Raw genomic sequence first — 26992 nt, 5'->3', positions numbered from 1 at the left:
ATGACGATCGTCGATAAATACTGGGACGATGCCCGCGAAGGCGACGAATGCGTGAGCCCGACTTACACGGTGACCAAAGAACGCATTCTGGCCTACGCCGATCTCACTGGCGATCACACGCCGGTCCACGTAGACGAGGCATACGCGAACGCGAGCCACTTCGGCTCGATCGTCGCACACGGCCTGTTCGGCTTGTCTATTGCCGATGGCCTCAAGACCCAAAGCACTTATCGCTTCCTGCCCGGCATGTCGCTCGGCTGGACGTGGGATTTCAACCTGCCGATCAAGGTCAACGATTTGCTGCACGTGAAATTCCGCGTGGGCGCGATGCGCGCGAGCAAAAGCCGTCCAGACTGGGGCATCGTCGTGCTGCCCTCCGATCTGATCAATCAGGATGGCCAGGTTGTCCAGCACGGCGAACATCGTCTGATGGTGCCGCGCCGACCGGGAGCGTTCTGATGCAAGCCCGTCCTCTCGAAGGTATTCGCGTCGTCGACTACAGCCACTTCCTGGCCGGCCCGTACGTGGGGCGCTGCCTCGCGGCGCTCGGAGCAGAGGTCATCAAGGTCGAACGTCCGGTCAGCGGCGACGCTGGACGTCAACACGCCACCGTGCTCGATGATGAGCAGAGCGGCTACTTCCTGCAGCTCAACATGGGCAAACGCGGTGTTAGCGTTAACATGAAGGACTCGCGCGGCAAGGAATTCATGCAGCGCCTGTGCGACTCGGCGGACGTGTTTGTCGAAAACTATCGGCCCGGCGCGCTGAACAAGCTCGGGCTCGGCTATGACGAGTTGTCCGCACGCAATCCGAGCCTCGTCTACTGCTCGATCTCGGCATATGGCCATACGGGGCCGGACGCGCATCGCGCCGGCTTCGGCCTGATTGCCGAAGCGAAGAGCGGGATCATGCAGATGATCGGTAGTCCCGGCGAGCCGCCGCCGCTGATGCGCATCTCGCTCGGCGACATGTACACCGGCATTCACGCGGTGGCGGCGATCAACGCAGCGCTACTCGGTCGCGCAAAGAGCGGCCGGGGCCAGCACATCGATATGGCGCTGTACGACACGCTGGTGTCGATGCACGAATACGCGGTGCAGTGCTACACGATGCAAGGCGTCGTCCCCGAACAGACCGGTCACGACATGCCGACGTCGACGCTCTACGGCGTGTTCCGTGCCGCTGATGGCGACCTTGTGATCGCCGCGCAAGTAGACGATGCGTGGAAGCGTTTCGCAGCGCTGATCGAAGCGCATGGCGGCCCGGCTGGCTTCGGCACCGACACGCGTTTTCACACCCTCGCGGGACGCAATACGAACCGGTTGGAGATTCTGTCCATCGTGAAGCCTTGGGTGGCCAACCAGCCGGTCGCACAGGTGCTGGACCTGCTCGATGGCATTGACGTGCCTTGTGCGAAGGTGCAACGCATCGACGAAGTGCTCACCGATCCGCAGATCGTCGCGCGAGGCATGGTCGTCGAGCAGGAGCACCCGCGTTACGGGAAGTTGCGTCTGCCGAACCTGCCGTTCCGGTTCTCCGATTGTGACACGACGATTCGCGAGGTCGCGCCCGATCTCGGTCAACACAACGCGGAAGTCGCGCAGTCGTTGGGCTTCAGCATCGCCGAAATCGACGCGATGCAAACCGATGGTGTGCTGTATTCAAAGCTGAGGCCGTAATGACTGACCAGTACGCCGTGATCGGCAATCCAATCGGCCATACGAAATCTCCACTGATTCACGGCCTATTTGCGCACGAGACACAGCAGGACATGTCCTATACGGCCATCGAGGGTCCAGTCGAGCCGCAGGATGCCTTCGCCGGGACCGTCCATGCGTTCGTCGCGGCCGGTGGCAAGGGCATGAACGTGACCGCGCCGTTCAAGCTGAAGGCGTTCGCGATCGCCGATGAGCGCAGCGAGCGCGCCGCACTAGCTGGCGCGGCCAACGCGTTGAGCTTCAAGGATGGCCGGATCGTTGCCGAGAACTTCGACGGTGTCGGCCTGGTGCGCGATATCGAAGTCAACCTCAACCTGCCGATGGCCGGCAAGCGCGTGCTGGTCCTTGGCGCGGGGGGCGCGGTGCGTGGTGCATTGCTACCGTTCATCGCGGCGCGGCCTGCTGAACTGGTCATCGCCAACAGGGACATCTCCAAGGTAAAGGCGCTGGTGGCGCAAGTCGCCGGCGGGCGTCCCTTGGTCGCCTGCGGCTACGGCGAGCTTGAAGCGATGGGACGCTTCGACCTGGTGGTCAATGCGACATCGGCCAGCCTCACCGGCGAGTTGCCGCCGGCTCCGCCGAGCGTTTTCAGCCCCATGGGTGTGGCTTATGAACTCGCCTACGGCAAGCGACTGACGCCTTTCCTGAGACTCGCACGCAGTGCGGGCGTGGCGAGCGTCGCGGACGGTGTTGGCATGCTGGTCGAGCAGGCAGCAGAAGCATTCGCTTGGTGGCGCGGCGTACGACCCCAGACCCATGCCGTGATCGACAGGTTTACCGTTCCGCTCGATTGAGCTTGAACCGAAACCATATCGGGGAAAAGACGCGCCTATGAATTTTTTCTGTCACCCAACACAATTTTGTGGATATTAGCCGGATACACCCAGTCGCGGGCCTGGCGCTCGATAAGATCCATAAATGCTGGGGGGCCACTGCAGTAGATCTGAGTGTTCGCATGTGCCGGGCTCATCGCGTGAGAAGTGGTCTGCTCCAATCGGTCAGCATTCAAGCCAAAATGGTGATGGATCCCACCTTCCCTTTTAAGCGCGTCGAGTTCTTTCCGAAAGACTGCACGTTCAGGTGATCGAGCGAAGTTGTGCAGCTCGAATTTTTGACCTGCCAAGGCAAGCCGATTCGCGATTCCCGCTATCGATGCGGCGCCAACGCCTCCAGCAAAAAGAATAGATCGTGTGCTATCGTCTAAAACAACCGTAGGACTCCGTGGCGTTACGATGAACGCCTCGTCTCCTTGACTCAGTGAGATGTCCGCCGTTTCTGCGTCCGTATCGTCATCATCCTGTCGCACAGCGATCACATATGCGCTCGGCCGGGACGTAAAACAGCACAGCGGATATATTCTTTCCTTGCAGATGACGTTGTCCCGAACAAGGGTGATGCAAGCGCCATCGTCAAACGACGGAAGCTCCGATCGGGACCTGGTTTGAAGTTCGACGGCATGGTAACTCTCGGCAAGTTGCCATTTCCGTGTGATGATGACCGGGAGGAGGTTGTCGTGCATGTCTTCTCCAATAGGATCTTCGTCTTCCGAGATCGGGAGTTCGTCGATGTATGGATTGCATGAGATGGCCGGTCCGGGAAACTGTTCGAAGGACCGCTGAGTGTCAGATTCAGGTTAGGGCGAGAGAAATCCACCAGCAAGGCGTTCAACGCGCATACCACGTATACAACTATGCGGATAAAGGGTGGCCGTTGGCTGGTTTTCACCTTTCGCTTAGTTCAACCGCGCCTCAGGCGCCAAAGTGTGAGTGCACCGTGAACCTCGAATGCGGCCACACCTTCTCTTTCAGCCCTGACGGCGAACACTTCCTGCTCGACGGCGAGCCGTTCCAGATTCGCAGCGGCGAGATGCACCCGGCCCGCATCCCGCGCGAGTATTGGCAGCATCGAATCAGGATGGCCAAAGCGATGGGGATGAACTGCATCGCCTTGTACATCATGTGGAATTACCACGAGACACGTCCGGGCGTGTTCGATTTCCGCAGCGGCAACCGCGATATCGAGGCCTTCATCCGGCTGTGCCAGTCCGAAGGAATGTGGGTGCTGCTGCGCCCCGGGCCTTACGTCTGCGCCGAATGGGATCTGGGAGGGCTCCCTTCCTACCTGTTGAGCGATCCGCACGTCCAGTTGAGGACCGACTCGACCACCGATGCCCGTTATATGGCGGCGGTGGCTCGCTACATCGAGGACTTGGTCCCACGTATTAAGCCGTTGCTGATCCAAAACGGCGGACCGATCCTGATGATCCAGATCGAAAATGAATTCGGTTCGTATGCGAGCAATCCGGCTTACCTCGAAGAGCTCAGGCAGCTTTGGCTCAAAGGAGGCGTAACCGGGCCGTTCTACACCGAAGATGGCCTCCTGCAACTCGAACGCAATCGCACCACGGTAAGCGGTGGTGCGATTGCGTTGAGCAATGGCGATGCGGCGCAAATCGCAACCGTCCGCCGGGAATTCCCCGCGGTGCCCGCGATGGCCGGTGAGGTGTACCCAGGGTGGCTCACTCATTGGGGTGAACCGGGTTTCGCAGGGTTGAACTACGACCTCTCGCACACCTTGACCGCGTTCATGCAGTTGAAACGGTCGTTCAATCTGTATGTCATTCACGGCGGTACGAGCTTTGGTTTCTATGCCGGCGCGAACGTGGATGATTCAGGCAACTATCAGCCCGACATCACCAGCTACGACTATTCGGCGCCGATCAACGAGCAGGGCGCGGCGACACCGAAGTATATGAAGTACCGCGACATCATCGGCAGCTTCCTGCCTGCGCCGTTGCCCGATATACCTGGCGCCATCGCCACGCTCGAATGCACAGGCGTCGATGCTTTGATGCCAACCCTCTACGCGTCGATCTGGGACAGCCTGCCCGCGGCGCTGCCGCGCGAACAGAGCATCGATCCACAGTCCTTTGAGAGTTATGGCCAGGTGTTCGGCTTCGTGTTGTACCGCAAGCAGTTGCAGGAGTACGCAGGCGGCGTGCTGGATATCAGCAGTGTTCATGACTATGCGACCGTTTTCGTCGGCGGACGCTACGCATGCGGCGTCTCGAGGGCGCAAATACCATCGGAGTACGCGCAGCCGCTCCGCATGACGCATCGCGCGCCACTCGCGCTACCTTCGACGTTGCCGGAGCGCGAGTCGAACTCAGGTGACCCGGTATCGTTAGAGATCCTCGTGGAGGGCATGGGGCGGGTCAACTTCGGCCCCGCGCTCGTCGACCGCAAAGGACTGGTCGACCCGGTCAGGATGAAAATCGCCGATGGGTCGCTCTCCGTGCTCAGGGACTGGGAAATCTTCCTGCTGCCGATGGATGAAACGTTTATCGCCAACCTGAAGGGAAGTTGCACGAACCCACTGAAGCCCGGGCTATTCTTCAAGGCAAGTTTGCGGCTGGATGAAGTCGGCGACACCTGGCTCGACATGGGCAACTGGACCAAGGGCGTCGTCTGGGTCAACGGGCACAATCTCGGACGCTACTGGAATATCGGTCCGCAAAGGCGCTTGTATTGCCCTGCGCCATGGCTCGTGCGAGGTGACAACGAAGTGCTGATCTTCGACTTGCACCAGATCAAGGCGAAGCCGGTGGAACTGGCGGATGCGTTGTCTTAGCGCGAACGACGTGGGTCGATGCCGGGCAAGCGGCCACAATCCGGCCACATCCACCTCACTACTCCGCTTCAGCGATCGGCAACAGTTCCAGCGTAAGCACTTCGAACGGCGCGAGCTGGACTTCCTGCGGCACATCAGCGTCTAGCAAAGCTGGAATATCGGAAGCCCCTTCACGCCAAATGCTACGCGCACTGAATCGCGCCGCCGCCGCTTCCGGCAACTCCAGGTGTCGCCGCAGATCCAGCGTGAAGCGTTGCGCGCGGCTGTGCGGATTGCGCAGCGTCACGATTGCCTTGTGCTGCGCCCACGCTGCCCAACCGTAGACCGCTTGCTGGTCAGGTGCCCCGCCGATCCAGTGGCTGTCGCGCAGTACATCGCCGTTTTCGCGCGCCCATCTGGCGGCCTCCGCGAGCACATCCCAGTCGGACTCGGTGAGCAGCGCTGGCGTAATGTATAGCTCCTGCAATTGCGTGCCGCTCCCGAAGTAGGAACGCACCTCGTTGGCGAAATCATCGCCTGCTGCCGTGTTCAGGCGCGGATTGCACTGCGCGAAGAGGATGCCGTGCAGCATCAGCGAATTGAGCGGGAAGAGCGGACTGCGCACCACGACGTTGTGGTACGTCTGCGCGTCGCGGTACGTAATCCAGCGCTCACGGTTAGTGCCGGTTCCGGCCAGATCGTCGTCCCTGCCACCGCGCCAGATGGAGTCTGCGTAACGCAACCAGAACGGCGACGGATGCGTCCCTGTAGTGAGATTGATGAAGGTATCCGGTTTGACCGCGCGGATGTGCTCGATGAGCTGGATCGCCGCGTCCCAATCGCTATCGAAGAGGCTGCCTGGAAACACCGTGTCGGCGTTGCCCGTACCGTCGAACTTGAACTGGTTGACGCCGTCCTCATCAAGCAAGGCCATCACGACTTCGTGAAAGCGTCGATAGTAACTCGGCCCCGATAGCGCGAGTCCGTTATCGATGACCTCATAGCCAGCGGCACGGCCGCTCGTCACGCGCTCCTGTTTCGGCGCTCCGTAGCCACCCCACGGGGACAGCCATATGCCGGGCGCGGCGCCGTATCGTGCTGCAGCGTCGCGCAGCGGAACGAAGCCATGCGGAAAATCCTTGCTGAAATGCCAGCTACCGCTAAGGTCGTCCCAGCCATCGTCGAACAGAAACGAATCGATCTGCACACCGCGCGCTTCATGCAACTCGCGGCCGATTGTTTCGATGCGCTCCAGCGCTTGCTGCTGTGTGTACGGCGTGAGGTAGCCGATATCGCCCCAACTGTTGTAGTGCAGAAACGGGCGATACGGGTGAGCCCGCTCCCGTTCCAGATAGGTGGCGAAGTCGCGCCGCAACTGGCCGTCGCGCACTACGCCGGCCACGGCGGAGTAGACCAGCGTCCTGTTCTTTTCCAGCGGCAATGCGCGTTGCAGAGTAAAGCTGACGCTGTCGCCGTCCACATGACTTTCCGCCAGCGGCAGCTCGAAGCCCAGATAGAAGTTGCCCGCGATGACAGGCGTGCCCTTCAGTTCGCTGCTAGCCTGTGCGTTAGCAGCACGCGCCTCCAGCAATGAAACGACGGCGATATTTTCGTCCCGAAGAAGCGCCGTAATCGCTAGCTGTTCGCGCAGGTATCGTGAGCCTTCGCGCTGCTCCACACTCCACTCCACCTTCAGACGGCCTTGAGCGTCGACGAGTGTGGCGCTCACGCGTCGGCCTGCGATTCGTTCGGCCAGGCGGGACGCGTGGGGGTTTGATGCGAGTGTGGTTTCGTTCAGCGGCGCAAGGATCCTCAACTCGGCCACGCCAACAGTACTTCCGTCATCGAGCAATAGCGCGAACGGCGTGACGATGGGCAGCGTGCGTTGCCCCGCGAAATCCATCAGTGAGAAATCCGCTAGCCGTTCGTCCCTGACGGTCCAGCGCAGCGCGAGCGCGTCGTTACCGAATGAGCAGGCATCACCCGTCGTCTGGAACACGGGCATGCCGGCTTGCGTAGGCAAAGCATCGTTGGCGCGCATGGAGAGGCCTGTCTCGAGCAGGAGCAACGTCCATAGAGTACCGGCAACGGCCCAGCGCGTCCAAGCCCGCCGGAAAGAACCCCACTCCGCCCTAGTTCGCCAGAGCGTTCTGCTCAGGCGGCTCGAACATGTCGTCCTCGTCGACATCGCGCGTGGCGCCGAGCAAGCCTTCCGACTTGGCCACCACCGCGGTGGCGATGCTGTTGCCGATCACGTTGGTCGCCGTGCGGCCCATGTCGAGAAACTGGTCAATGCCGAGGATCAGCAGAACGCCGGCCTCGGGCAGCTTGAACATCGGCAGAACGGCAGCCACCACGACGATGGACGCCCGCGGCACACCGGCGATGCCCTTGCTCGTGATCATCAGCACCAGCAGCATGGTGATCTGCTCCGTCAGGCTGAGCTGGATGTTGTAGGCCTGGGCGATGAACAGCGACGCGAAGGCCGAGTACATCATCGAGCCGTCGAGGTTGAACGAGTAGCCGAGCGGCAGCACGAAGCCGGTGATCTTGTCGGGCACACCGAACTTCTTCAGTTGCTCCATGACCGAGGGATAGGCGGCCTCGCTGCTGGCGGTCGAGAAAGCCAGGATGGTTGGCTGCTTGACCAGCTTGAGCAGCGTAAATACGCGTGCGCCAAGGAACAGATAGCCCGCTCCGATCAATGCCGCCCACAGTACCAGCAGGGCCACGTAGAACTCGCCGATGAACCTGCCGTAGGTCACGAGCACGCCGATGCCCTGAACGGTGATCGCGGCGGCCACTGCCCCGAATACGCCGAGTGGGGCAAAGCGCATCACGAAGTCGGTAACGCGCAGCATCGTCTTGCCCAGGTCCTCGATCGGCGCGAGCAGATGCTGGCCGGCGCGGCCCTTGAACGACGCGATGGCGAAACCGAAGAACAGCGAGAAGACCAGAATCTGCAGAACCTCGTTCTGGGACATCGCCTCGAACACGCTCCTGGGGAAAACGTGGGTGACGAAGTCCTTCAGGTTCAGCGTGGAGGTCTGCAGATTGGTCGTGGCGGCGATGTCCGGCAGAGGCAGGTTAAGCGCGTGGCCCGGCTGCAGGACGTTCACGAACAGCATACCGAACAGCAGCGATACCACCGAGGCGGAGATGAACCACCCCATTGCCTTGGCGCCCATGCGACCGACGGCGGACGAGTCCCCCATGCTGGCGATGCCCCCCACCAGGGTCGCGAACACCAGCGGCGCGATGACCATTTTTATCAGACGCAGGAACACATCTGTGGCAATCGAGAAATAACCGGCGATCGCCTTGGCGGCCTTTGCGTCGGGTGCATTGATGTTGCAGATGTAACCCACGGCAACACCCAGAACCATGGCAACCATGATCCACGTCGTAAGCTTGTTCGTCTTCATGAATTCCTGTCTCCGGCAACTGCGCTAGATCGTGGGTTGAGCATCAATCAATTAGTACCTGGGCAACGCGTCGTCTCCCGGCTCGACACCGGGCGCTTCATACGGCCAGATCGCTTTTACTGCTTCGGCGGGATATGAAGCGGCGTGGGCTGCGTGAGGACCTCTGGCTTGAGGATCTCGTCGAGCTGTTGCTCGGACAACAGCCCCCTCGCGAGCACGATGTCGTAGACGCGTCCGCCCGTGGCATGTGCCTCCATCGCGACGGATGTCGCGTTGGCGTAGCCGATGTACGGATTGAGCGCCGTCACGATGCCGATCGAATTCTCGACCGACGCGCGCAAGTGCGCCTCGTTGGCGGTAATGCCTTTGACGCAGCGTTCGGCGAGCGTCAGGCAGCCGTTGCGCAGGTGGGTCACGCTTTTGAACAGGCTGTGCGCGATGATCGGCTCGAACGCGTTCAACTGAAGCTGCCCAGCCTCGGCCGCGAAACTCACGGTGACGTCGTTGCCGATGACCTCGAACGCAATCTGGTTCACGACCTCGGGAATGACCGGGTTGACCTTCCCCGGCATGATGCTCGAGCCAGCCTGCATGGGCGGAAGGTTGATTTCCCCAAGACCCGCACGGGGACCGCTGGAGAGCAGGCGCAAGTCGTTGCAGGTTTTTGACAGCTTGACTGCCACGCGCTTGAGCACGCCGGACAACTGAACGAAAGCGCCACAGTCCTGCGTCGCTTCGATGAGGTTGGGCGCCGTGACAAGCGGAATACCCGTGATTTCCTTGAGATGCTTCAGGATCAGCGGTGCGTAATCGGGATGCGCGGTAATGCCCGTTCCGATCGCCGTCGCGCCCATGTTGATTTCACAGATCAGCAGCGCCGCCTCCCGCAGCCGCTCCTCATCCTCTCCGAGCATCACGGCGTAGGTGCTGAACTCCTGGCCGAGCGTCATCGGCACCGCGTCCTGCAATTGCGTACGTCCCATCTTCAGAACGTCCTTGAACTCCACCGACTTTGCTTCGAAAGCGCGCCGCAAGACGGCCATCGCGTCGATGAGACTCAGAATGCCGAACCATGTCGCGACTTTCAGGGCCGAAGGGTACACATCGTTGGTGCTCTGGCCAATGTTGACCTGCTCATTCGGGTGCAAATACTGGTATTCGCCTTTCTTCTTCCCCAACAGTTCGAGCGCGCGGTTGGCGATCACCTCGTTCGCATTCATGTTGGTCGATGTCCCGGCGCCGCCCTGAATGACGTCGACTACAAACTGATCATGCAACTTGCCTTCCAGCAATTCAGCGCAGGCACCGACGATGGCGTCACAACGCGTCGCGTCGAGCAGACCCAGCTCATGATTCGCCTGTGCGGCGGCCTGTTTGATGCAAGCCAGTGCCTTGATCAACTCCGGGTACACCGAGATCGGCGAACCGGTAATCGGGAAATTTTCCAGCGCGCGTAGCGTATGAACCCCATAGTAGACGTGAGCGGGAGCGTCACGATCGCCAAGCAGATCATGTTCGGTTCTAAAGAAGATTTCAGCGGCCATAGACATGTTCCTCACGCGGGATTGGGGTTGAAGACACCCTTGCACCTATATGGAGGAAACAAAAATCCAGCGCGACCGTCATGCTAATTTTTCATGACGCGCGCCAGTCCACGCATAGGTCAGCCGGGTTTGTCGGAAATTCGATGATGACGAAAGCGAAATCAGGCAGAATTCGAACACGAATGCCGGTTTGTGACGCGGCCGGTGACATCCAAAACAGGTTTCCCGATCTTGAGGCAAGCGATGAGCACCCAGCAACCGACAATCATCTACACCCTCACCGATGAGGCCCCGCTGCTAGCGACCAGCGCCTTCCTGCCCGTCGTCCGCACATTCACCGCGGCAGCCGGCATCGACGTCACCACCAGCGACATCTCCCTCGCGGGCCGCATCCTGGGCGAGTTCCCCGAATTTCTGACCGAGGCGCAACGGGTGCCCGACAGCCTGTCCGAACTCGGCCGCCTCACCCTCCTGCCCGACACCAATATCATCAAGCTGCCCAACATCAGCGCCTCGGTCCATCAGTTGGTCGGCGCGATCAAGGAACTGCAGGCCAAGGGCTACGCGGTGCCGGATTTCCCTGAAGAGCCAAAAACCGACGTTGAGAAAGCCATCCGCCAACGCTATTCCAGGTGCCTCGGCAGCGCTGTCAATCCCGTACTGCGCGAGGGCAACTCGGACCGCCGCGCACCCGCCGCCGTAAAAAACTATGCCCGCAAGAACCCGCACAGCATGGGCGAGTGGAGCATGGCGTCGCGCACCCACGTGGCTCACATGAAACACGGCGACTTCTACCATGGCGAAAAGTCCATGACGGTAGACCACGCCCGCGACGTGAAGATGGAATTGCTGACACAAAGCGGTAAAGCCATTGTGCTTAAGCCCAAGGTGTCGCTGCTGGACGGCGAGATCATCGACAGCATGTTCATGAGCAAGAAGGCGCTGTGCGACTTCTACGAAGAGCAGATGGAAGACGCCCGCAAGACTGGCGTCATGCTATCGCTGCACGTCAAGGCCACGATGATGAAGGTTTCGCACCCCATTGTCTTCGGCCACGCGGTGAAGATTTTCTACAAGGAAGCCTTCGAGAAGCACGGCAAGCTGTTCGACGAACTGGGGGTGAACGTCAACAACGGCCTCGTCAACCTGTATGACAAGCTGGAAAGCCTGCCCAGCTCGAAGCGCGAAGAAATCATCCGCGATATGCACGCCTGCCACGAGCATCGCCCCGAACTGGCGATGGTGGACTCGGCCAAGGGTATCTCCAACCTGCATGCGCCTAACGACGTGATCGTGGACGCCTCGATGCCGGCCATGATCCGCATCGGCGGCAAGATGTGGGGCGCCGACGGCCGTCCGAAGGACACCAAGGCCGTGATCCCGGAGAGCACGTTCGCCCGCATCTACCAGGAGATCATCAACTTCTGCAAAACCAACGGCAACTTCGACCCCGTCACGATGGGCACGGTCCCCAATGTCGGGTTGATGGCCCAGCAGGCCGAGGAATACGGCTCGCACGACAAGACTTTTGAAGTTCCCGAAGCGGGCGAAGCGCGCATCGTCGACCTCGCCACCGGCGACGTGCTGCTCACGCAGAACGTTGAAGAAGGCGACATCTGGCGCATGTGCCAGGTCAAGGACGCGCCGATCCGCGACTGGGTCAAGCTGGCGGTCACGCGCGCCCGCAACTCCGGCATGCCGGCCATCTTCTGGCTGGACCCGTACCGCCCGCACGAGGCCGAGGTGATCAAGAAGGTCGAGGCCTACCTCAAGGACCACGACACCACGGGCCTGGACATTCAGATCATGTCGCAGGTGCGCGCCATGCGTTACACGCTGGAGCGCGTCATTCGCGGCCTCGATACCATCTCGGTCACGGGCAACATCCTGCGCGACTACCTCACCGACCTGTTCCCTATCATGGAGCTTGGCACGAGTGCCAAAATGCTATCCATCGTTCCCCTGATGGCAGGCGGCGGTATGTACGAAACAGGTGCCGGCGGCTCGGCGCCCAAACATGTCAAGCAGCTCGTGGAAGAAAACCACCTGCGCTGGGATTCGCTGGGTGAATTCCTGGCACTCGCCGTGTCACTGGAAGAGCTGGGCATCAAGACCGACAACGACAAGGCGAGAATTCTGGCTAAAACGCTGGATGCCGCCACGGGCAAGCTACTCGACAACAACAAAAACCCATCGCCCAAAACCGGCCAGCTGGACAACCGCGGCAGCCAGTTTTATCTCGCCCTGTACTGGGCTCAGCAATTGGCGGCGCAAACAGACAACGCCGCGCTTGCCGCACAGTTTGCACCGCTGGCCAAGCAACTGACTGACAACGAGCAGATCATCGTGGACGAATTGTCAGCCGTGCAAGGCAAACCGGCAGACATCGGCGGCTACTACCGGCCTGACGCCGAAATGCTGGCTGATGTAATGCGCCCGAGCAAGACGCTGAACGCTGCACTCGCGGCGACGCGGGCTTAAGAAAATCCGGTCGCCCTGTCAATCATCAGGGCGACCGGACGGATGGATGTGCCGGTAACGCAGCGGACTATTTTCGACCGATCAACAAACCGATCAGTACGCCGACACCCAGGGCCACACCGGCCGTCGTCCACGGACGGTCATGCGCATAGTCGTTGGCAGCCCGAGCAGACTTGCGCCCCGTCTCGATGACGATGACCTGCGCATCGGCCGCCTTCTGTTTCGCGCGCTTAAGACGCGCGCGCACCTTGCCGGACACCGGCTCCGCGTCCACGCTGGAAGCGTGTGCGACGTCTTCCGACGAGCCATTGATGTCGCTCACTGCGCTACCGAAATTTGACATACTGCCTCCCTGCAAGCGTGGTTAAGAACATCTACGCATCTCTCATCAGCGCAACCGCTGATGAGGTGTTACATCGGTCCGTCAGCTTTGACTCTGGCTTTGACTCTGGACCGGCAAAACGCTCAGCTCGACAGTCAGCGTCTCAGCACCCTGCCCGGTGCGAATACCGGATACGGGCATCGCGTCGCGATAGTCGAGGCCGGTGGCGACGCGCACATAGCGCTCGTCCGGACACGTATTGTTGGCCGCATCGAAGCCGACCCAACCGAGTCCGTCGAGATACGCCTCCGCCCATGCGTGGCTCGCCGCCTGCATCGCGACACCGTCCATCAGCAGATAGCCCGAGACGTAGCGGGCCGGGATGTGGAGCGCTCGCGCCACGGCGATAAAAACGTGCGCGTGGTCCTGACAGACCCCGTGGTGGTTGAGCAAAGCCGTCTCTGCATCCGTACTCACGTCGGTCATGCCGGGCTGATAAGCGATCCGGTCGTGGATCGTATTCATCAACGCATGCAGCGACTGGAGCGGCTCGTCTTCGGAGCGCAGGTCAGCGGCAAGCGCCTTGATTCGTTCGCCGGCCCGCGTCAGCGGCGTCTCCCGCTCGAAGACCCAGGGCGGGGCAAGGCCATCGACCACGCCGAAGATCCCGGCCCGGTCCTCCGTGTCGACCGTTCCCTGCGCCACGATGACGATCTCGCGCTTGTTGCGCTCGTGCCGCACGAAATCGACATGGTTACCCAGACCGTCCACGTAAGAGACGTTCGGCTCGACGCCGTCGACCGTGACCTGCCAGTCGATCACCGTCTGCCCGGGGCACGACTGCGGACGCAACCTCAGACGTTGCAAAGCGTAAGGGACAGGTTGCTCGTACTGATAGTGCGATGTATGGCGAATTGCGATACGCATGGCCGGTCTCAATCGAAGTTGTAGGTTTCGGCGATTTCAAAACCAAGCCGGTTGTTCTGCCCGATGAAGCCCTCGAGAAACTCGTGCAGGCCCTGCGCAAAGATCTGCTTGACCGTATTGTCGCGGAGCGTGGCGAGCGTAATGTCGGCGGTCTTATGGCAGGCGTGGGTGACGCCATAGTCTTGCGCCAGATACGCGAGGTTCTCGACGATGTTCAGGTAGCAGAAGTTCAGCGAGCGCGGCATGCGGCCGTTGAGGATCAGATAGTCGGCGATATTGGTCGGCTTGTACTGGACGTCGTAGACCCAGCGGTAGGATCGATGCGCGTCGACCGAGCGCAGGATCGATTCCCACTGGTAGTTGTCGAGCGTCGTGCCCACATAGGACACCGCGGGCAGCAACAGGTGGTATTTGACGTCCAGAATGCGCGCGGTGTTGTCAGCGCGTTCGATGAACGTGCCGATGCGGGCGAAATTAAAAATCTCGTTTCGGAGCATCGTGCCGTGGAAGGTGCCGCGAATCAGCGCGGTCTGGCGCTTGATCTGATCGAGCACGACCGGCAGTTCGCTCGCCGCCACCGGCGTTGCGAGCACCCGCCTGACCACCATCCACGCTTCGTTCACGCTCTCCCACGCCTCGCGGGTGAGCGCCGTGCGCACCATGCGGGCGTTCGAGCGCGCCGCTTCGATGCACGACAGGACGCTCGACGGATTGTGGCCGTCGCGCAGCAGATAGTCGGAAACGGTGCCGGCGGTATAGGCGTCGTGTTTCTCCCGGAAACCCTCTTCCGTACCGGATGTCACCACCACGGACGACCAGGTTGCCTGCGCATCGGACGTTCGGGTCAGCGCCATACGCAGCCCGGCGTCGACTATCCGTGCGATGTTTTCCGCGCGTTCGATATAGCGGTGCATCCAGTAGAGTCCGCTTGCTGTGCGTCCGAGAAGCATGTGCTGTCCAACTCCAGTGTCTGTTCTTTTCCGTGTGCCAGTTCTGTATCAGGCTGGCGTTCTGTGAGGCTCGCCACCGGCCCTCAGTCGGCCCTCAGTCAGCCAATACCCAGGTGTCCTTGGTGCCGCCGCCCTGGCTCGAATTGACCACCAGCGAGCCTTCTTTCAAGGCGACGCGCGTCAGACCTCCCGGCGTGATGCGAATGCGGTCCGACACCAGCACAAAGGGCCGAAGATCCACGTGGCGCGGCGCGAGACCTTTTTCGGTCAGGATCGGTGTGGTCGACAGCGCCAGCGTTGGTTGCGCGATGTAGTTGTTCGGACGGGTTTTGAGCTTGGCTGCGAAATCTTCCCGCTCCTTCTTCGACGCGGCGGGCCCGACCAGCATGCCGTAACCACCCGACCCGTGGACTTCCTTCACCACCAGTTCTTCGAGATGATCCAGCACGTATTTCAGGCTGCCCGGCTCGGAACAGCGCCAGGTCGGCACGTTCTCCAGGATCGACTTGCGGCCCGTGTAGAACTCGACGATTTCCGGCATATAGGAATAGATCGCCTTGTCGTCGGCGATGCCGGTGCCCGGTGCGTTGGCGATCGTGATGTTGCCCGCGCGGTAGACGTCCATGATGCCGGCGACGCCAAGCACAGAATCGGGCCGGAAAGTCAGCGGATCGAGATAGGCGTCATCGAGCCGGCGATACAGAACGTCGATGGCGCGGAACCCTTCGGTTGTGCGCATTGCCACGCGGCCGTCCACCACCTGGAGATCGCTGCCCTCGACCAGATGAACCCCCATCTGGTCGGCGAGGAACGCGTGCTCGTAGTACGCGGAGTTGTGGATACCGGGCGTCAGCACCGCGATGGTCGGATTGTCCTGGTTGCCGCCGGGCGGACACACCGCGGCAAGCGACTCGCGCAGCAGCTGCGGATAGGCTTCGACCGGCCGCACCTTGACCTGCTGAAACAGCTCAGGGAAAAGCTGCATCATCGTCTCACGGTTCTCCAGCATGTACGAGACGCCGGAGGGTGTGCGCGCATTGTCTTCCAGCACGTAGAACTGATTTTCGGCCGTGCGCACGATGTCCACGCCGATGATGTGCGTGTAGACGTTCCCCGGCGGCCGGAAGCCGATCATCTCCGGCAGAAAGGCCTCGTTCTGGGCGATCAGTTCCTTCGGGATACGCCCGGCGCGCACGATCTCCTGACGATGATAGATATCGTCGAGAAAGGCGTTGAGGGCGATCACGCGCTGTTCGATGCCTTGCGAAAGGCGCGTCCATTCCGAACCGGAAATGATGCGCGGGATGATGTCGAACGGAATCAGACGCTCGGCGGCCTCTTCTTCGCCGTACACGGCAAACGTAATGCCCGTCTTGCGAAACACACTTTCCGCGTCATCCGCCTTCTGCGCGAGATTCGCAGGATGCTGCGTATCGAGCCATTGCTTGAGCAGTTCATAAGGCGCGCGGACCCCGTCAGCGGACGTCAGCATCTCATCGAATGGCTTCACTTCGGTTCTCCGTCGTTATTGCTGTTGTTGCTGTTGTTACTGTTGTTGTCGATGCAACAGGGAGGCGCTGCGCGCCGCCGCATTAGCCCGCATTAGCCCGCATTAGCCCGCGTTGTCCTCGAGCACGCTCTGAGTCAGGGCGACCGACGGGATCGTCGGCTTCATCATCGCATGCGCGCGGCGGCGCACCCCGTACCAGCCGGCAACCAGGATCAGGGCCACGACCGGAATCGCGGCAACGGTCCACGTGCCGTTCGGATAGTCGAATGCCATCAATACCAGCACCCCCACCAGAAACGCCAGCGTCAGCCAGGACGTCACCGGCGCGCCGGGCATTCTGAACGTCACCGGCTCAGCCTCACCACGGGCCACCGCCTGACGCAACTTCATCTGGCAAACCACGATGAATCCCCACGTGCTGAGAATACCGAGCGACGCCACGTTGAGCACGATTTCGAACACGCTCGACGGCACGAAATAGTTCAGCACGACACCCACGATATAGATCGCGACCGTGACCAGAATGCCGGCGTACGGCACCGACTGCGAGCTCATGCGGGACAGGAAGTGCGGCGCGGAGCCGCCCATCGACAACGCACGCAACACCCGCCCGGTCGAATACAGCCCCGAGTTCAGGCTCGACAGCGCCGCCGACAGCACGACGACATTCATGACCGAGCCGACACCCGGCACGCCGAGCGCGGCGAAGAACGTGACGAACGGGCTCTGCCCCGCCTTGTAGGCACTCCACGGCAACAGACAGACCAGCAATACCACCGCGCCCACATAGAACACGGCGATGCGCCAGATCACGCTGTTGATGGCGCGCGGCAGCACCTTGCGCGCGTCCTTGCATTCGCCCGCAGCCGTGCCGACCAGCTCGACGCCGGCGAACGCGAACACGACGCCCTGCACGAGCACCAGCGCAGGCAGCAAACCATGCGGGAACAGCCCACCGTTCTCGCTGATCAGATGCACCCCCGTGGTGTGCCCGCCGACGTGCGTCCCGGTACCCAGAATGATCGAGCCGATCACGAGGAACAGCGAGATCGCGGCAACCTTGATGAGCGCGAACCAGAACTCCATTTCGGCAAACCATTTCACGCCGATCAGGTTCATCGCCGCGACGATGCATAGCGCAATCAGTGCGAAGATCCATTGCGGCACGGACGAGAACGCCGCCCAGTAATGCATGTACAGCGCGACGGCCGTGATGTCGACGATGCCGGTCATCGCCCAGTTCAGGAAGTACATCCAGCCGGCGACATACGAAGCTTTTTCACCGAGGAACTCCCGGGCGTACGACACGAAGCTGCCACTGCTCGGCCGATGCATCACCAGCTCACCCAGCGCGCGCAGGATCAGAAACGAGAAAACGCCACAGACAAGATAGACGACGGCAAGCGAAGGACCCGCTATTTGCAGGCGCGCGCCCGCGCCGAGAAAGAGGCCAGTGCCGATCGCGCCGCCAATGGCAATCATCTGAACCTGACGATTACCCAACGTTTTGTGATATCCCGCTTCGTGCGACTCCAGCCAGCTTTTCTTATCTACGTCGCCAGTGGATGCCGGGGAATTTGGGTTGTGCAGTGTGGACATAATCAGTTCAATCCTTTTAATGCGGGCACTTGACTTCGCAATCCCGGAGACATATACGGAAGGATGTATGCGCGATGGCGCATCGATTAAGCTGCAAATCAACAACGTAAATTTTTGAACAGTCGTTCGTTTTTAGCGCCGGACCAAGGGCAGTTTGTATCGGGTCACCGAGGGCAGGCAGACAAAAGGTATGTAGCCCAATTTATGGGGGCAACGCTCATGCATATTTCGACTAACACCTATCGAAAAAAAACATCGGTATTCTTGCAATGAGGAACGGTAGGCTAGCGTTGCCGCGTCGCACAGACGCGGTTGTCGATTGACCCAACACAAGTGATCAATATGGAAGCAAAGTGGTTGGAAGACTTTCTTAGCCTTTCGGATACGAAGAGTTTCTCCCGGTCGGCGCGCAGCCGGCATCTCACCCAGTCAGCTTTCAGTAGACGGATCGTGGCGCTCGAAACGTGGATGGGCACGAAGCTCGTCGATCGCAGCGTCAATCCGATCACCCTCACGCCCGCCGGCCGGATGTTTCGCAGTCTCGCGGCGGACATCCTGCGCAGCATGCATGCGGCACGCAACCTGGTGGGCGGGTACGAACAGTTCGCCGAAAACGACCATGTGGTTCATTTCGCGGTTGCCCATACACTCGTCTTTACGCTTTTTCCCGACTGGCTCAAGCGCCTGACCAGCGAGTTCGGCCACATCATGGCCCGGGTTCAGGCCGTCAACGTGCCCGAGGGTGTGCAACACCTCGTGGCAGGCGACTGCGACCTGCTGATTGGCTATCACCACCCGCAATTGCCGATCGCTCTCGATCCCAATCACTTTCCTTTCCTTACACTCGGTGTCGAGCGCATCGTGCCTGTCTCGGCAGCAGGCAGTGACGGCAAGCCTCTCTTCGAACTCCCTGGCAAGAGCAGCAGACCGCTGCCCCTGCTCGCCTACTCATCCGGTGCATTCCTTGGCAACGTTGTCGAAATGCTGTTGATGAACGCGACGGAACCGTACTCGCTGTTCCGCTGCTTTGAGACCCACATGTCAGAGGCGTTAAAAGGCATGGTTGTAGCCGGCCACGGAATCGGCTGGCTTCCGGAAAGCTGTATCGCCAAAGAGTTAAGCGAAGGAAATCTGGTTCGCGCTGGCTCGGACATCTGGGCGACTGAGTTGGAGATACGCCTGTACCGCCCGGTCAAGGAGCGGGGCCAGGCGGCAGAACAGCTTTGGGCTTTCATCAGCTCCCAGTTGATTGAGCCGCGGGTGGATCGGTTACCAGACATCCTGACCGCGGCGTGAGGCCAGTCGGTGCGCAGCTATAAGGCGAGCTTGGCCAATTCACCATAAGCGCGATGTAGCCACACTTTGACGCGTTGCCGCTCAAGCATGCCCAAGCCTGCGGCGGCGCGATCATGATGATTGATGGCTGCCCAAAAGCTTGCGCTTTGCCGATCGATCTTCTGCATCGTCGCGTCGGGCAGCCGGCGCAGCGTGATCACGCTCGCGCCGAGCGCTTCAGCACGCGCGAGTTCACCGGATGCGTCCAGGATCTCGAAGCGGTCACCGCGAAGTTCGTTCAATACGATCACCAGCTTGATTCGTCCACCAAACTGGTCGAGCCACTGTCGCAGCAGATCGACCGAATCGCGTCCTGCGTCCATGACGTGCCACCAGGTCAGCGTTAGACCGTGCTCTTCGGCAAGACCGATGACGTCCGCATCGTCCAGCCATTGTCCGAGAGACTGCTGCGTTTGAGCGGCAAGATCGACCAGAACACGCCGCTGCGGATCTTCGAGTGCATGTTCGATAATGGGATCCAGGCTGTCGTGCTGATCGAGTACTGCCGGAGCTGCAAAATCGGCATAGAAGCGCAACAAGGCGCCATGTGATTTGTCGGTGTCAAAACCGACGAACTGAATACTCTCGTCGATAAAATACTGGGCCAAAACGCGGGCGACCAGCGATTTGCCGACGCCGCCCTTCTCGCCGCCAATAAAGTGGATGAAGCTCATCTGTGCAGATCCTTGGTTATGAAGCCGGCTGGGTTGAAAACAAAAAATACCAGATCTAAAAGGCGGAACTGCGACTTAGTCTACAGAGGATTTCCCATTTCCCCCTCCAAGGGAGTACCTCTTCGCGCCGCTTGCCCCACCGATATTGGCCGGTGAATGTCGCCAGAGTGACAACACCTCTGGAGAGCCGAACGTGAGTTCCGTAAATGATGCAGGTCAGGAGCTTCATCTTGCCGCGCCGATAGACGCAACAGGACTTCATAGAAAGATCGGCTGGGCAGGCGCATTCTGGGTAGCCAGCGGCGTACCGGCGCTGGTGCTGTTCTCGATCGGCTCGATTGCGGCGACCGTCGGCAAGCCGTCGTGGATCATCTGGGCGATTTCGATCTGTTTCGGCTTCATCCAGTCCTTTTCCTATGCTGAGATCGCCGGGCTGTTTCCGCACAAGTCCGGCGGCGCATCGGTGTATGGCGCGGTCGCCTGGGTGCGCTACAGCAAGCTGCTCGCTCCGCTCTCCGTGTGGTGCAACTGGTTCGCGTGGTCGCCGGTATTGGCGATCGGCTCGGGCCTCGGCGCAGGCTACGTGCTGAACATGTTGTTCCCGGCGACCGCCGCAATCAACACCTGGCAAATCACGCTGGTCGATCTGGGTTGGTTGTCGAGCGGCCTGAGTCTGCGAGTCAATGCCACTTTCGTGATCGGTGCCGCGATTCTGCTGACAACCTTCGCGATCCAGCACCGCGGCATCCTTCAAGCCGCGCGGCTCCAGATGATTCTCGCGATCTCCGCACTGCTGCCGCTCCTGTTGGTCGGCGTCTACCCGCTGCTGACGGGCGATCTGCCAATGCACAATCTTTTCCCGCTCTATCCGCTGGCAAAAGACGCCGGCGGCCGCGTGATAGACGGCACGTGGAATCTGAGCGGTATCGAACTGATGGCCGGCGGACTCTTTATCGCGGCCTGGTCCACCTACGGATTCGAAACGGCAGTCTGTTATACACGCGAATTCAAGGACCCGCGCCGCGACACGGTCAAGGCGATTGTCTATTCCGGACTCCTGTGCCTCGTGTTCTTTACGCTAGTCCCACTCGCGTTCCAGGGCGCCCTCGGTCTCGGCCAACTCGTCTCGCCCGAGGTCAAGGATGCCGCTGGCAATGTGACGCAACCCGCTGTCTATGACGGCATTCTTTCGCCTGGCATCTACAGCGGCATGGGTGTTTCCGAAGCGATGGCGAAAATCGTGCATGCCGGCAACTGGGGTGAATTCATTCTGAAGCCCATGCTGGTGTTCGCGCTCGTACTCGCCATCATGACCTCGATGGCGGGCTCGTCGCGCACGCTCTACCAGGCTTCCGTCGACGGCTGGCTGCCCAAATATCTTTCGCACGTCAACCACAACGGCGCACCGACCCGCGCGATGTGGACCGACCTCGTATTCAATCTCGTGCTGCTGCTGATGTCCGACTACGTCGTCGTACTCGCGATGTCGAATGTCGGCTACATCATCTTCAACTTCCTGAATCTCAATGCCGCGTGGATCCATCGGCTCGACCGGCCAACCTGGGAGCGCCCTTTCAAAGCGCCAAAATGGGTACTCGGCGCCGGCGCCGTGTTGTCGTTCGTCAATCTCGCACTGATGGGACTGGGTGCGGATGTATGGGGCAAGGGCACGCTGATTTCGGGCATCGTCTTCTCGGCGCTGATCGTGCCGGTGTTCATCTGGCGCCACTACGTGACTGACAAAGGCCGCTTCCCGGACGCAATGCTGGACGACATGGATCTTTCGAACGCCAGTACCAAACGGCGCGCGGGTTTCCTGCCGTATGCGGCGTTAGTGCTCGGCGTGGTAGTCGTCTTCGTGAGCCACTGGATCACGACCTGATTGCGCGCGTTGCTCTGAAGACCGAACGCCCGTGTTGCGCGATTCTCCGCGCAACACGGGCGAAGTTCATCGCACGGCAAAGATCGCGCCTTCGATACCCAGCACCTCGCTGCTGGCCGAATAAATACCGATGCCGCGCTCCCATACGTTTCTCACATCGCCATTCGCGCCGCGAATGCGATAACGCAGTTCGAACGGCCTGCGATCCGCCAGTGCTTCCTGCACGCCACGCCAGACGTAATCGACGTCGTCCGGCACGATCAACTGGCTGTAGCTATGTTCGTGACTGTCGACAAACCAGGCGGCCGGATAGCCCGTCAACTCTTCGCAGCCGTCGCTGACGAATTCCATTGACCACGATGGATTGTTGCGGCCGCGATAAATCAATCCCGGTACGCCGTTCAGGAGTCCCATCGCACTACGCAACCTGGCTTCGATTGAAGTCTCCTGACGCTTTTGCGCCGTGGTGTCGAACGCGGAGATAAAGAAGGCGTCTTCGTGCCGGCGACATGCCACCTCCAACCAGCGAAGCTGACCGCGAGGATGAACGAAGCGTATCCGCTCGCGGCTACAGACGCCGGTTTCGTTACGCAGCCGCGCCAGCATCTCGCGCCAGATCAGGCGATCCTCCGGATGGACATATGCGGCCATCTCGACGCCCACGGCGCCTGCATCCATCAGTTCGGACCATGCAGCGTTAGCGCTGCGAATGCTGCCCTCGTTATCCACTTGAAGCAACGCGACCGGATAGGCATCGAGGTTCATCGCGGCTGCGGCGAATTCGCTTACAACAGCATTGTCTTGCATTCGTTTACGCCTTCATCATTGACGCGTAAGAGCATCGCGGTGAACCCACGCTGCCAGTTCGAGCCGGGAACGCAAATTCAGCTTGCGCAGCAGATTCTTTACATAGACCTTAACGGTGCCATCGCTGATGCCCAATTGCCGGGCGATCTGCTTGTTGCTCATGCCTTCCGAAATGAGCGCCAGTGTCTGCGCTTCACGCTCGGTCAGTTCGACCCGGCGAGCGCCTCCTTCACCTTCGGGACCATCGTCGTCTTTCGCAAGCAGGGTGACCAGACAATCGTCCAGCACGATCACGCCCTGCACGCAGTTGCGTATGTATAAGCGCAGATCGTCGGGCTCGGTTTCCTTCAGCATATAGCCGTCGGCACCGAGACGAAGCGCGCTCAATAACTCCTTGCGATCGAGCGAAGCGGTCAGCACGACTTTGCGGCTCTCGATCTCGAGCTGGCCCAATTCATCGAGCACATGCAAGCCGCCGAGTCCCGGCATGTGAAGATCGATCAGGATCAGGCCGGGTCGTAACTGCTCCGCGAGCGCAATGCCCTGCCGGCCGCTGGAAGCTTCGCCGACTACCTGAAACTCCCCGGTCGAGTTGAAGTACTCGGCGAGGCCACGCCTGAACAGCGGATGGTCGTCAATCAGAAGCAACGTCGTCGGACCCATCAAGGAACTCCTTTCTGGCATCGTCATTCGGGACAAGCAGGCGCACCCGCGTGCCATTCGGCTGCACATTCTCGATTGCAACTTGCGCGCCTATCGCACGCGCCCGCTCGCGCATGATCTCCAAGCCATAGTGATTTTCCTCTACCGATGCGGGCCGCAATCCGAGCCCGTCGTCAGTCACGGTCACACACAAAGCGCCTGCGGGGTCGTCTATCACTTCAATCCGCGCATGTCTTGCATGCGCGTGGCGGACCACATTCGACAACGCTTCGCGCACGATCTGCAATGCGTGCAGCGCGACATCCGGCGCGAGTTCGATTTCCGGCATGCGGTTATCCAGTTCGAAGACCACGTTGCAGCGACGCGAAAATTCATCGACGGAATCAGCCAGCGCCTGGCGCCACGAGCGCCCTTCGAGCGTCAGGCGCGCACCGGTGATCAACTGGCGAACGTCGCGCTGCAACCGCGTCATCGTGGTCCGCAATTCCGCGAGCAGCGGTTCGGCGGCCTCGGGATTGCGCACCTGCTGTTGCACACGGCTGACGAGAAACGACATGAAGCCCAGTTGCTGTGCGACCGAATCGTGAAGCTCACGGATAAGCGCACGGGTGCCCGCGTCGCAATCGACCTCGCCGCCCCCATCCACCAGTTGCGTGGATGCATCGCGCTGCACCAGGGTCCGGGTCACCGCCATCCAGGCCACCCCACGGGAAAAGCGATCTTAGAGGCAAGAAACGTGCCGTTTGCGGCACTACTCCTTTGGGCATACCTCGTTATCAGGATTGAACGGTGTTTCCCTTTAAGAAACTATTTTGCTTGTGGGGAACGCCGCTTTTCGGGTGTTTTATCCGTCAGACCAGCGATTCGCAACGCACTCGAATGGAGCACACGCCCCGTTTTAGTTCAGATGCAAATGCACACGTTTGAAGCGAAACATGATCCACGTGCTTGACCCGCATCGACAGAACCGGCGACTAAAGACATGACACTGACGCACGATAGAACACCAGGCTCGCCTCCGAGTCTTCCGCGATATCAGGCGCTCCGGATATGTGAGGATGCGCGCCAACACGTTGTGGTCGTTCAAGCCGACGCACTTGCAAAGGTCGAAGCTTTCATCGCGACGCTGCCGGTCGAGCCTGACGTGAGCACGCTGCTCGTTCAAGGCGACACGTCGGCAACGGCTCGCCGTGCATCGTTCTTCCCGACACACGACGCGCTCGATCGCCATCTTCTCGCGACCCTGGATCGCGCGGCAATCGGCTTACGGCTCTATGTATGCGGCGACGAAGCGTTCATCTGGCGCATCCGCCGCCTCGCCGGCGAGGCCGGCATGCTGCCGGAAGAAATCACTGCCGAGCTCGATGCCGCACCGCGCGCCGTCTATTGCGTGCACTGCAGCGCTTCGCATGTGTACGACGCGCTGCCCGAAGTCGAATGTGCCGGCTGCGGCATCAACCTGAGTGTGCGCCAGCATTTCTCGCAGCGCGTCGGTGCCTATCTGGGCGTCTGCGCCGATCCGGATCGTCCTTACCTGGTGCGCCACGCATGAACACAATCGAGGTTCGAGTCGAAGCAACGCGGCTGCTGACGCCGGTGGTACGCGAGTTCACCCTGGTCGCGAGGCACGGTCGGCTGCCGAAGTTTTCCTCGGGCAGTCATATCCAGGTGCAGTTGCCACTGGATGACCGCCCATTGCGCAACGCCTATTCGTTGATTAGCGATCCGGCGGACGCATCCAGCTATCGCATTGCCGTACGCAAACAGGACGATTCGCGCGGCGGCTCGGTATTCATGCATGAGCAAATGCGTGAAGGTGCGGCATTGAAAATCACGCCGCCGGCCAATCTGTTTGCACTGCATTCCAGCGCTCGCGCTCACATCCTGATCGCGGGGGGCATCGGCATCACACCGTTCGTCGCGCATGTCGCCGCACTGGAGCGCGATGTTGCCGACTTCGAACTGCACTACGCCTACCGGCAAGGGCTCACGGATGCATATCGCGCCGAGTTGAGCGAGCGCCTCGGCAGCCGCTTCCATGGATACGACGGTGAGCGTGCGCGCCTCGATGTCGAACGGGTGCTGCGCGGTCGCCCGCTGGGCACGCATGTTTACGTGTGCGGTCCGCAAACCCTTCTGGACTCGGTACGAGACACGGCTCGTGCCCTCGGCTGGCCGGACGGCCGCGTGCACTGGGAAGCCTTTGCTGCGCCGCAGTCCGGCACGCCGTTCGTCGTGACACTCATGCGTAGTGGCTCGAGGTTGGAAGTGGCGGCAGACCAGAGCCTGCTGGAAGCGCTCGAAGCAAGCGGACTCGACATCCCGAACCTGTGCCGCGGCGGTGTCTGCGGTCGGTGTTCGACCCGTCACGTTGCCGGCGAGGTCGACCACCGCGATCTGTTCCTTCACGAATCCGAGCGCGCCACGCACCTGATGCCGTGTGTCTCGCGCGCCCACAGCACCTCCCTTTTCCTGGATCTTTGAGGAACACCCGCCATGAGCGTCATTCTGAAGCCCGCCGAAAGCTATCGTGAAACGTTTTCGTTTCGCAACAGCGAAGCCGCCATCGCCCGCTTCCCCTTCCCGTTTCCCGAAGACGCCTACATGTATTCGGTGAATATCGAGCCGGCCACGTCACGCGATCCAGGCTCGGTCTTCGAGCACTGGTTCGATATCGACGAGCACTACCGCTCCGAAGTCGCCGAACGCGCGATCGTGCTGCAAAACGACTCGCGCCGCTGCATGGTGATGCCGCACATGCAGAGAGCGTCGTGGGACGCGCTGGAAATGATCATGGAGCATCTCGCCCAGGATTATCCAAAACTGTTTTCACTTACCCGCGCAGGCGACCAGTGGTTGTGGCGCAATCGCGCGCTCGGCATTGAGCAGGCGTTTCGTTTCGGCAATGCCGAGACGCTGCCGTGCGAGCCGCTCGAATACATCATGCGGCAGACGCAAGGCGATATCGCGCTGCTCGATCAGCGCGACGGCGACCTCTTTATGGATGCCGGTGTCATCACCGGCCCTGCCGACTGGTCGCTCGCGTTCGATGCGGGAATGAGTTTCAAGCAATGGCATTCGCCGGTTCCCATGGCACACGACATGGGCATTTTCGATCGCGCGCTGAAGTATCTGCTGCATATCCAGGTAGACCGCCCGGTACGCCGTCTGAATTGGACACTCACGATCAACCCGCGCCTCGATACCGCTCCCGAGAATTACCACCTGTGGGGCGCGGAGCGCGGCCAGGTCACGCCGGAGAACGTTGCGCAATGCGTGCATCTGCGCGTCGAACTGCAATTTATGGCGCGGCTGCCACAGAGCAACGCGATGATGTTCAGCATCCGCACGTATCTCGCCAGCATGGCCGAGCTCGTCACCCAGCCGGCGTGGGCGCGCCGTCTTCATCGGGTGCTGCGCGACCTGCCTGAGCCCATTGCCGACTACAAGGGTATGACGCGTTACCGGAAGACCCTGGTCGACTGGTTGAGTCAGTTCGACAACGGCGCCTGATGCGTTGTCGATTTCGTACACCAACACATCCTC

23 protein-coding genes are annotated in these 26992 nt (G+C 60.6%); 10 read left to right on the top strand and 13 right to left on the bottom strand.

All coding sequences use genetic code 11. The features are described from left to right. The 3 genes from P3T25_RS07020 to aroE are packed head-to-tail and all read left to right on the top strand — an operon-like array spanning position 1 to position 2512. A complete protein-coding gene (locus tag P3T25_RS07020; protein WP_154563713.1) occupies positions 1 to 459 on the top strand; it encodes a MaoC family dehydratase in 459 nt (152 codons plus the stop codon). Beyond that, complete coding sequence (locus tag P3T25_RS07015) at positions 459 to 1679, top strand: CaiB/BaiF CoA transferase family protein (protein WP_429357751.1); 1221 nt, start codon at positions 459 to 461, stop codon at positions 1677 to 1679. The genes P3T25_RS07020 and P3T25_RS07015 overlap by 1 nt, the downstream gene beginning before the upstream one ends. Next, a complete protein-coding gene (gene aroE / locus P3T25_RS07010) occupies positions 1679 to 2512 on the top strand; it encodes a shikimate dehydrogenase (protein WP_429357750.1) in 834 nt (277 codons plus the stop codon). Before P3T25_RS07015 ends, aroE begins: the two co-directional genes overlap by 1 nt. A gap of 35 nt (positions 2513 to 2547) precedes the next feature. Here the strand turns inward: aroE and P3T25_RS07005 are convergent, their stop codons facing one another. Then, positions 2548 to 3237 (bottom strand): oxidoreductase, encoded by a 690-nt coding sequence (locus P3T25_RS07005; RefSeq protein ID WP_429357749.1) that lies wholly within the window; start codon positions 3235 to 3237, stop codon positions 2548 to 2550. A gap of 254 nt (positions 3238 to 3491) precedes the next feature. On the opposite strand from P3T25_RS07005, the gene P3T25_RS07000 reads away from it, so the two are divergent. Continuing rightward, positions 3492 to 5348 carry a beta-galactosidase gene (locus P3T25_RS07000; RefSeq protein ID WP_429357748.1) on the top strand — a complete coding sequence of 619 codons (1857 nt, stop codon included), beginning with the start codon at positions 3492 to 3494 and terminating at the stop codon, positions 5346 to 5348. A 58-nt stretch (positions 5349 to 5406) separates the two neighbouring features. Here P3T25_RS07000 and P3T25_RS06995 read toward each other — a convergent pair whose 3' ends face one another. From P3T25_RS06995 to aspA, 3 genes are all read right to left on the bottom strand, one after another. Then, on the bottom strand, positions 5407 to 7368 hold the full coding sequence (locus tag P3T25_RS06995) for an enterotoxin (RefSeq protein WP_429357747.1): 1962 nt from the start codon (positions 7366 to 7368) through the stop codon (positions 5407 to 5409). A gap of 91 nt (positions 7369 to 7459) precedes the next feature. Beyond that, positions 7460 to 8752 carry a dicarboxylate/amino acid:cation symporter gene (locus P3T25_RS06990; RefSeq protein WP_171929291.1) on the bottom strand — a complete coding sequence of 431 codons (1293 nt, stop codon included), beginning with the start codon at positions 8750 to 8752 and terminating at the stop codon, positions 7460 to 7462. 116 nt (positions 8753 to 8868) lie between these two features. Then, positions 8869 to 10296: an aspartate ammonia-lyase gene (gene aspA, locus P3T25_RS06985; RefSeq protein WP_429357746.1), complete on the bottom strand. Its 1428-nt coding sequence runs from the start codon at positions 10294 to 10296 to the stop codon at positions 8869 to 8871. Positions 10297 to 10539: 243 nt separating this feature from the next. Here aspA and P3T25_RS06980 point away from each other — a divergent pair, with 243 nt between their 5' ends. Next, entirely contained in the window at positions 10540 to 12777 is a 2238-nt protein-coding gene (locus P3T25_RS06980; RefSeq protein ID WP_429357745.1) for an NADP-dependent isocitrate dehydrogenase, read from the top strand. 67 nt (positions 12778 to 12844) lie between these two features. Here P3T25_RS06980 and P3T25_RS06975 read toward each other — a convergent pair whose 3' ends face one another. The 5 genes from P3T25_RS06975 to ansP all read right to left on the bottom strand — a co-directional run bounded on the left by P3T25_RS06975 (position 12845) and on the right by ansP (position 18085). Continuing rightward, a complete protein-coding gene (locus P3T25_RS06975; protein ID WP_308102514.1) occupies positions 12845 to 13120 on the bottom strand; it encodes a DUF883 family protein in 276 nt (91 codons plus the stop codon). Positions 13121 to 13201: 81 nt separating this feature from the next. Beyond that, a complete protein-coding gene (locus tag P3T25_RS06970) occupies positions 13202 to 14026 on the bottom strand; it encodes a transglutaminase family protein (RefSeq protein ID WP_429357744.1) in 825 nt (274 codons plus the stop codon). A gap of 8 nt (positions 14027 to 14034) precedes the next feature. Further along, a complete protein-coding gene (locus P3T25_RS06965; RefSeq protein ID WP_429357743.1) occupies positions 14035 to 14976 on the bottom strand; it encodes an alpha-E domain-containing protein in 942 nt (313 codons plus the stop codon). Positions 14977 to 15070: 94 nt separating this feature from the next. Beyond that, positions 15071 to 16486 carry a circularly permuted type 2 ATP-grasp protein gene (locus P3T25_RS06960; RefSeq protein WP_168435833.1) on the bottom strand — a complete coding sequence of 472 codons (1416 nt, stop codon included), beginning with the start codon at positions 16484 to 16486 and terminating at the stop codon, positions 15071 to 15073. Positions 16487 to 16588: 102 nt separating this feature from the next. Then, complete coding sequence (ansP, locus tag P3T25_RS06955; RefSeq protein ID WP_266240925.1) at positions 16589 to 18085, bottom strand: L-asparagine permease; 1497 nt, start codon at positions 18083 to 18085, stop codon at positions 16589 to 16591. A 342-nt stretch (positions 18086 to 18427) separates the two neighbouring features. Between ansP and P3T25_RS06950 the strand changes: the two genes are divergently transcribed. Further along, the gene (locus P3T25_RS06950) at positions 18428 to 19381 is read left to right on the top strand and encodes a LysR substrate-binding domain-containing protein (RefSeq protein WP_154563687.1); all 954 of its coding nucleotides are present in this window, start codon (positions 18428 to 18430) and stop codon (positions 19379 to 19381) included. Positions 19382 to 19398: 17 nt separating this feature from the next. On the opposite strand, the gene P3T25_RS06945 is transcribed toward P3T25_RS06950, so the two are convergent. Continuing rightward, a complete protein-coding gene (locus tag P3T25_RS06945; RefSeq protein WP_154563685.1) occupies positions 19399 to 20094 on the bottom strand; it encodes a mobilization protein in 696 nt (231 codons plus the stop codon). A gap of 193 nt (positions 20095 to 20287) precedes the next feature. Here P3T25_RS06945 and P3T25_RS06940 point away from each other — a divergent pair, with 193 nt between their 5' ends. Then, entirely contained in the window at positions 20288 to 21976 is a 1689-nt protein-coding gene (locus P3T25_RS06940) for an APC family permease (protein WP_168435832.1), read from the top strand. A 66-nt stretch (positions 21977 to 22042) separates the two neighbouring features. Here the strand turns inward: P3T25_RS06940 and P3T25_RS06935 are convergent, their stop codons facing one another. The 3 genes from P3T25_RS06935 to P3T25_RS06925 are packed head-to-tail and all read right to left on the bottom strand — an operon-like array spanning position 22043 to position 24140. Next, positions 22043 to 22783, bottom strand: a complete 741-nt coding sequence (locus tag P3T25_RS06935; RefSeq protein WP_154563681.1) for a PAS domain-containing protein — start codon at positions 22781 to 22783, stop codon at positions 22043 to 22045. 15 nt (positions 22784 to 22798) lie between these two features. Continuing rightward, a complete protein-coding gene (locus P3T25_RS06930) occupies positions 22799 to 23446 on the bottom strand; it encodes a response regulator (RefSeq protein WP_154563679.1) in 648 nt (215 codons plus the stop codon). After that, positions 23418 to 24140: a sensor histidine kinase gene (locus tag P3T25_RS06925; protein WP_154563677.1), complete on the bottom strand. Its 723-nt coding sequence runs from the start codon at positions 24138 to 24140 to the stop codon at positions 23418 to 23420. Before P3T25_RS06925 ends, P3T25_RS06930 begins: the two co-directional genes overlap by 29 nt. 288 nt (positions 24141 to 24428) lie before the next feature. Between P3T25_RS06925 and P3T25_RS06920 the strand changes: the two genes are divergently transcribed. Genes P3T25_RS06920 through P3T25_RS06910 form a run of 3 tightly spaced genes read left to right on the top strand, consistent with a single transcriptional unit; the run spans position 24429 to position 26959 of the window. Beyond that, positions 24429 to 24998: a dimethylamine monooxygenase subunit DmmA family protein gene (locus tag P3T25_RS06920; RefSeq protein WP_414693464.1), complete on the top strand. Its 570-nt coding sequence runs from the start codon at positions 24429 to 24431 to the stop codon at positions 24996 to 24998. Then, positions 24995 to 25930 (top strand): PDR/VanB family oxidoreductase, encoded by a 936-nt coding sequence (locus P3T25_RS06915; protein ID WP_154563673.1) that lies wholly within the window; start codon positions 24995 to 24997, stop codon positions 25928 to 25930. Before P3T25_RS06920 ends, P3T25_RS06915 begins: the two co-directional genes overlap by 4 nt. A gap of 12 nt (positions 25931 to 25942) precedes the next feature. Beyond that, positions 25943 to 26959: a heme-dependent oxidative N-demethylase family protein gene (locus tag P3T25_RS06910; protein WP_154563671.1), complete on the top strand. Its 1017-nt coding sequence runs from the start codon at positions 25943 to 25945 to the stop codon at positions 26957 to 26959. The last annotated feature ends 33 nt before the right edge of the window (positions 26960 to 26992 follow it).

It is taken from the genome of Paraburkholderia sp. GAS32 (assembly GCF_050434225.1).
Lineage (GTDB): Bacteria > Pseudomonadota > Gammaproteobacteria > Burkholderiales > Burkholderiaceae > Paraburkholderia > Paraburkholderia madseniana.
This window is presented reverse-complemented; position numbering and strand designations above follow the sequence as displayed.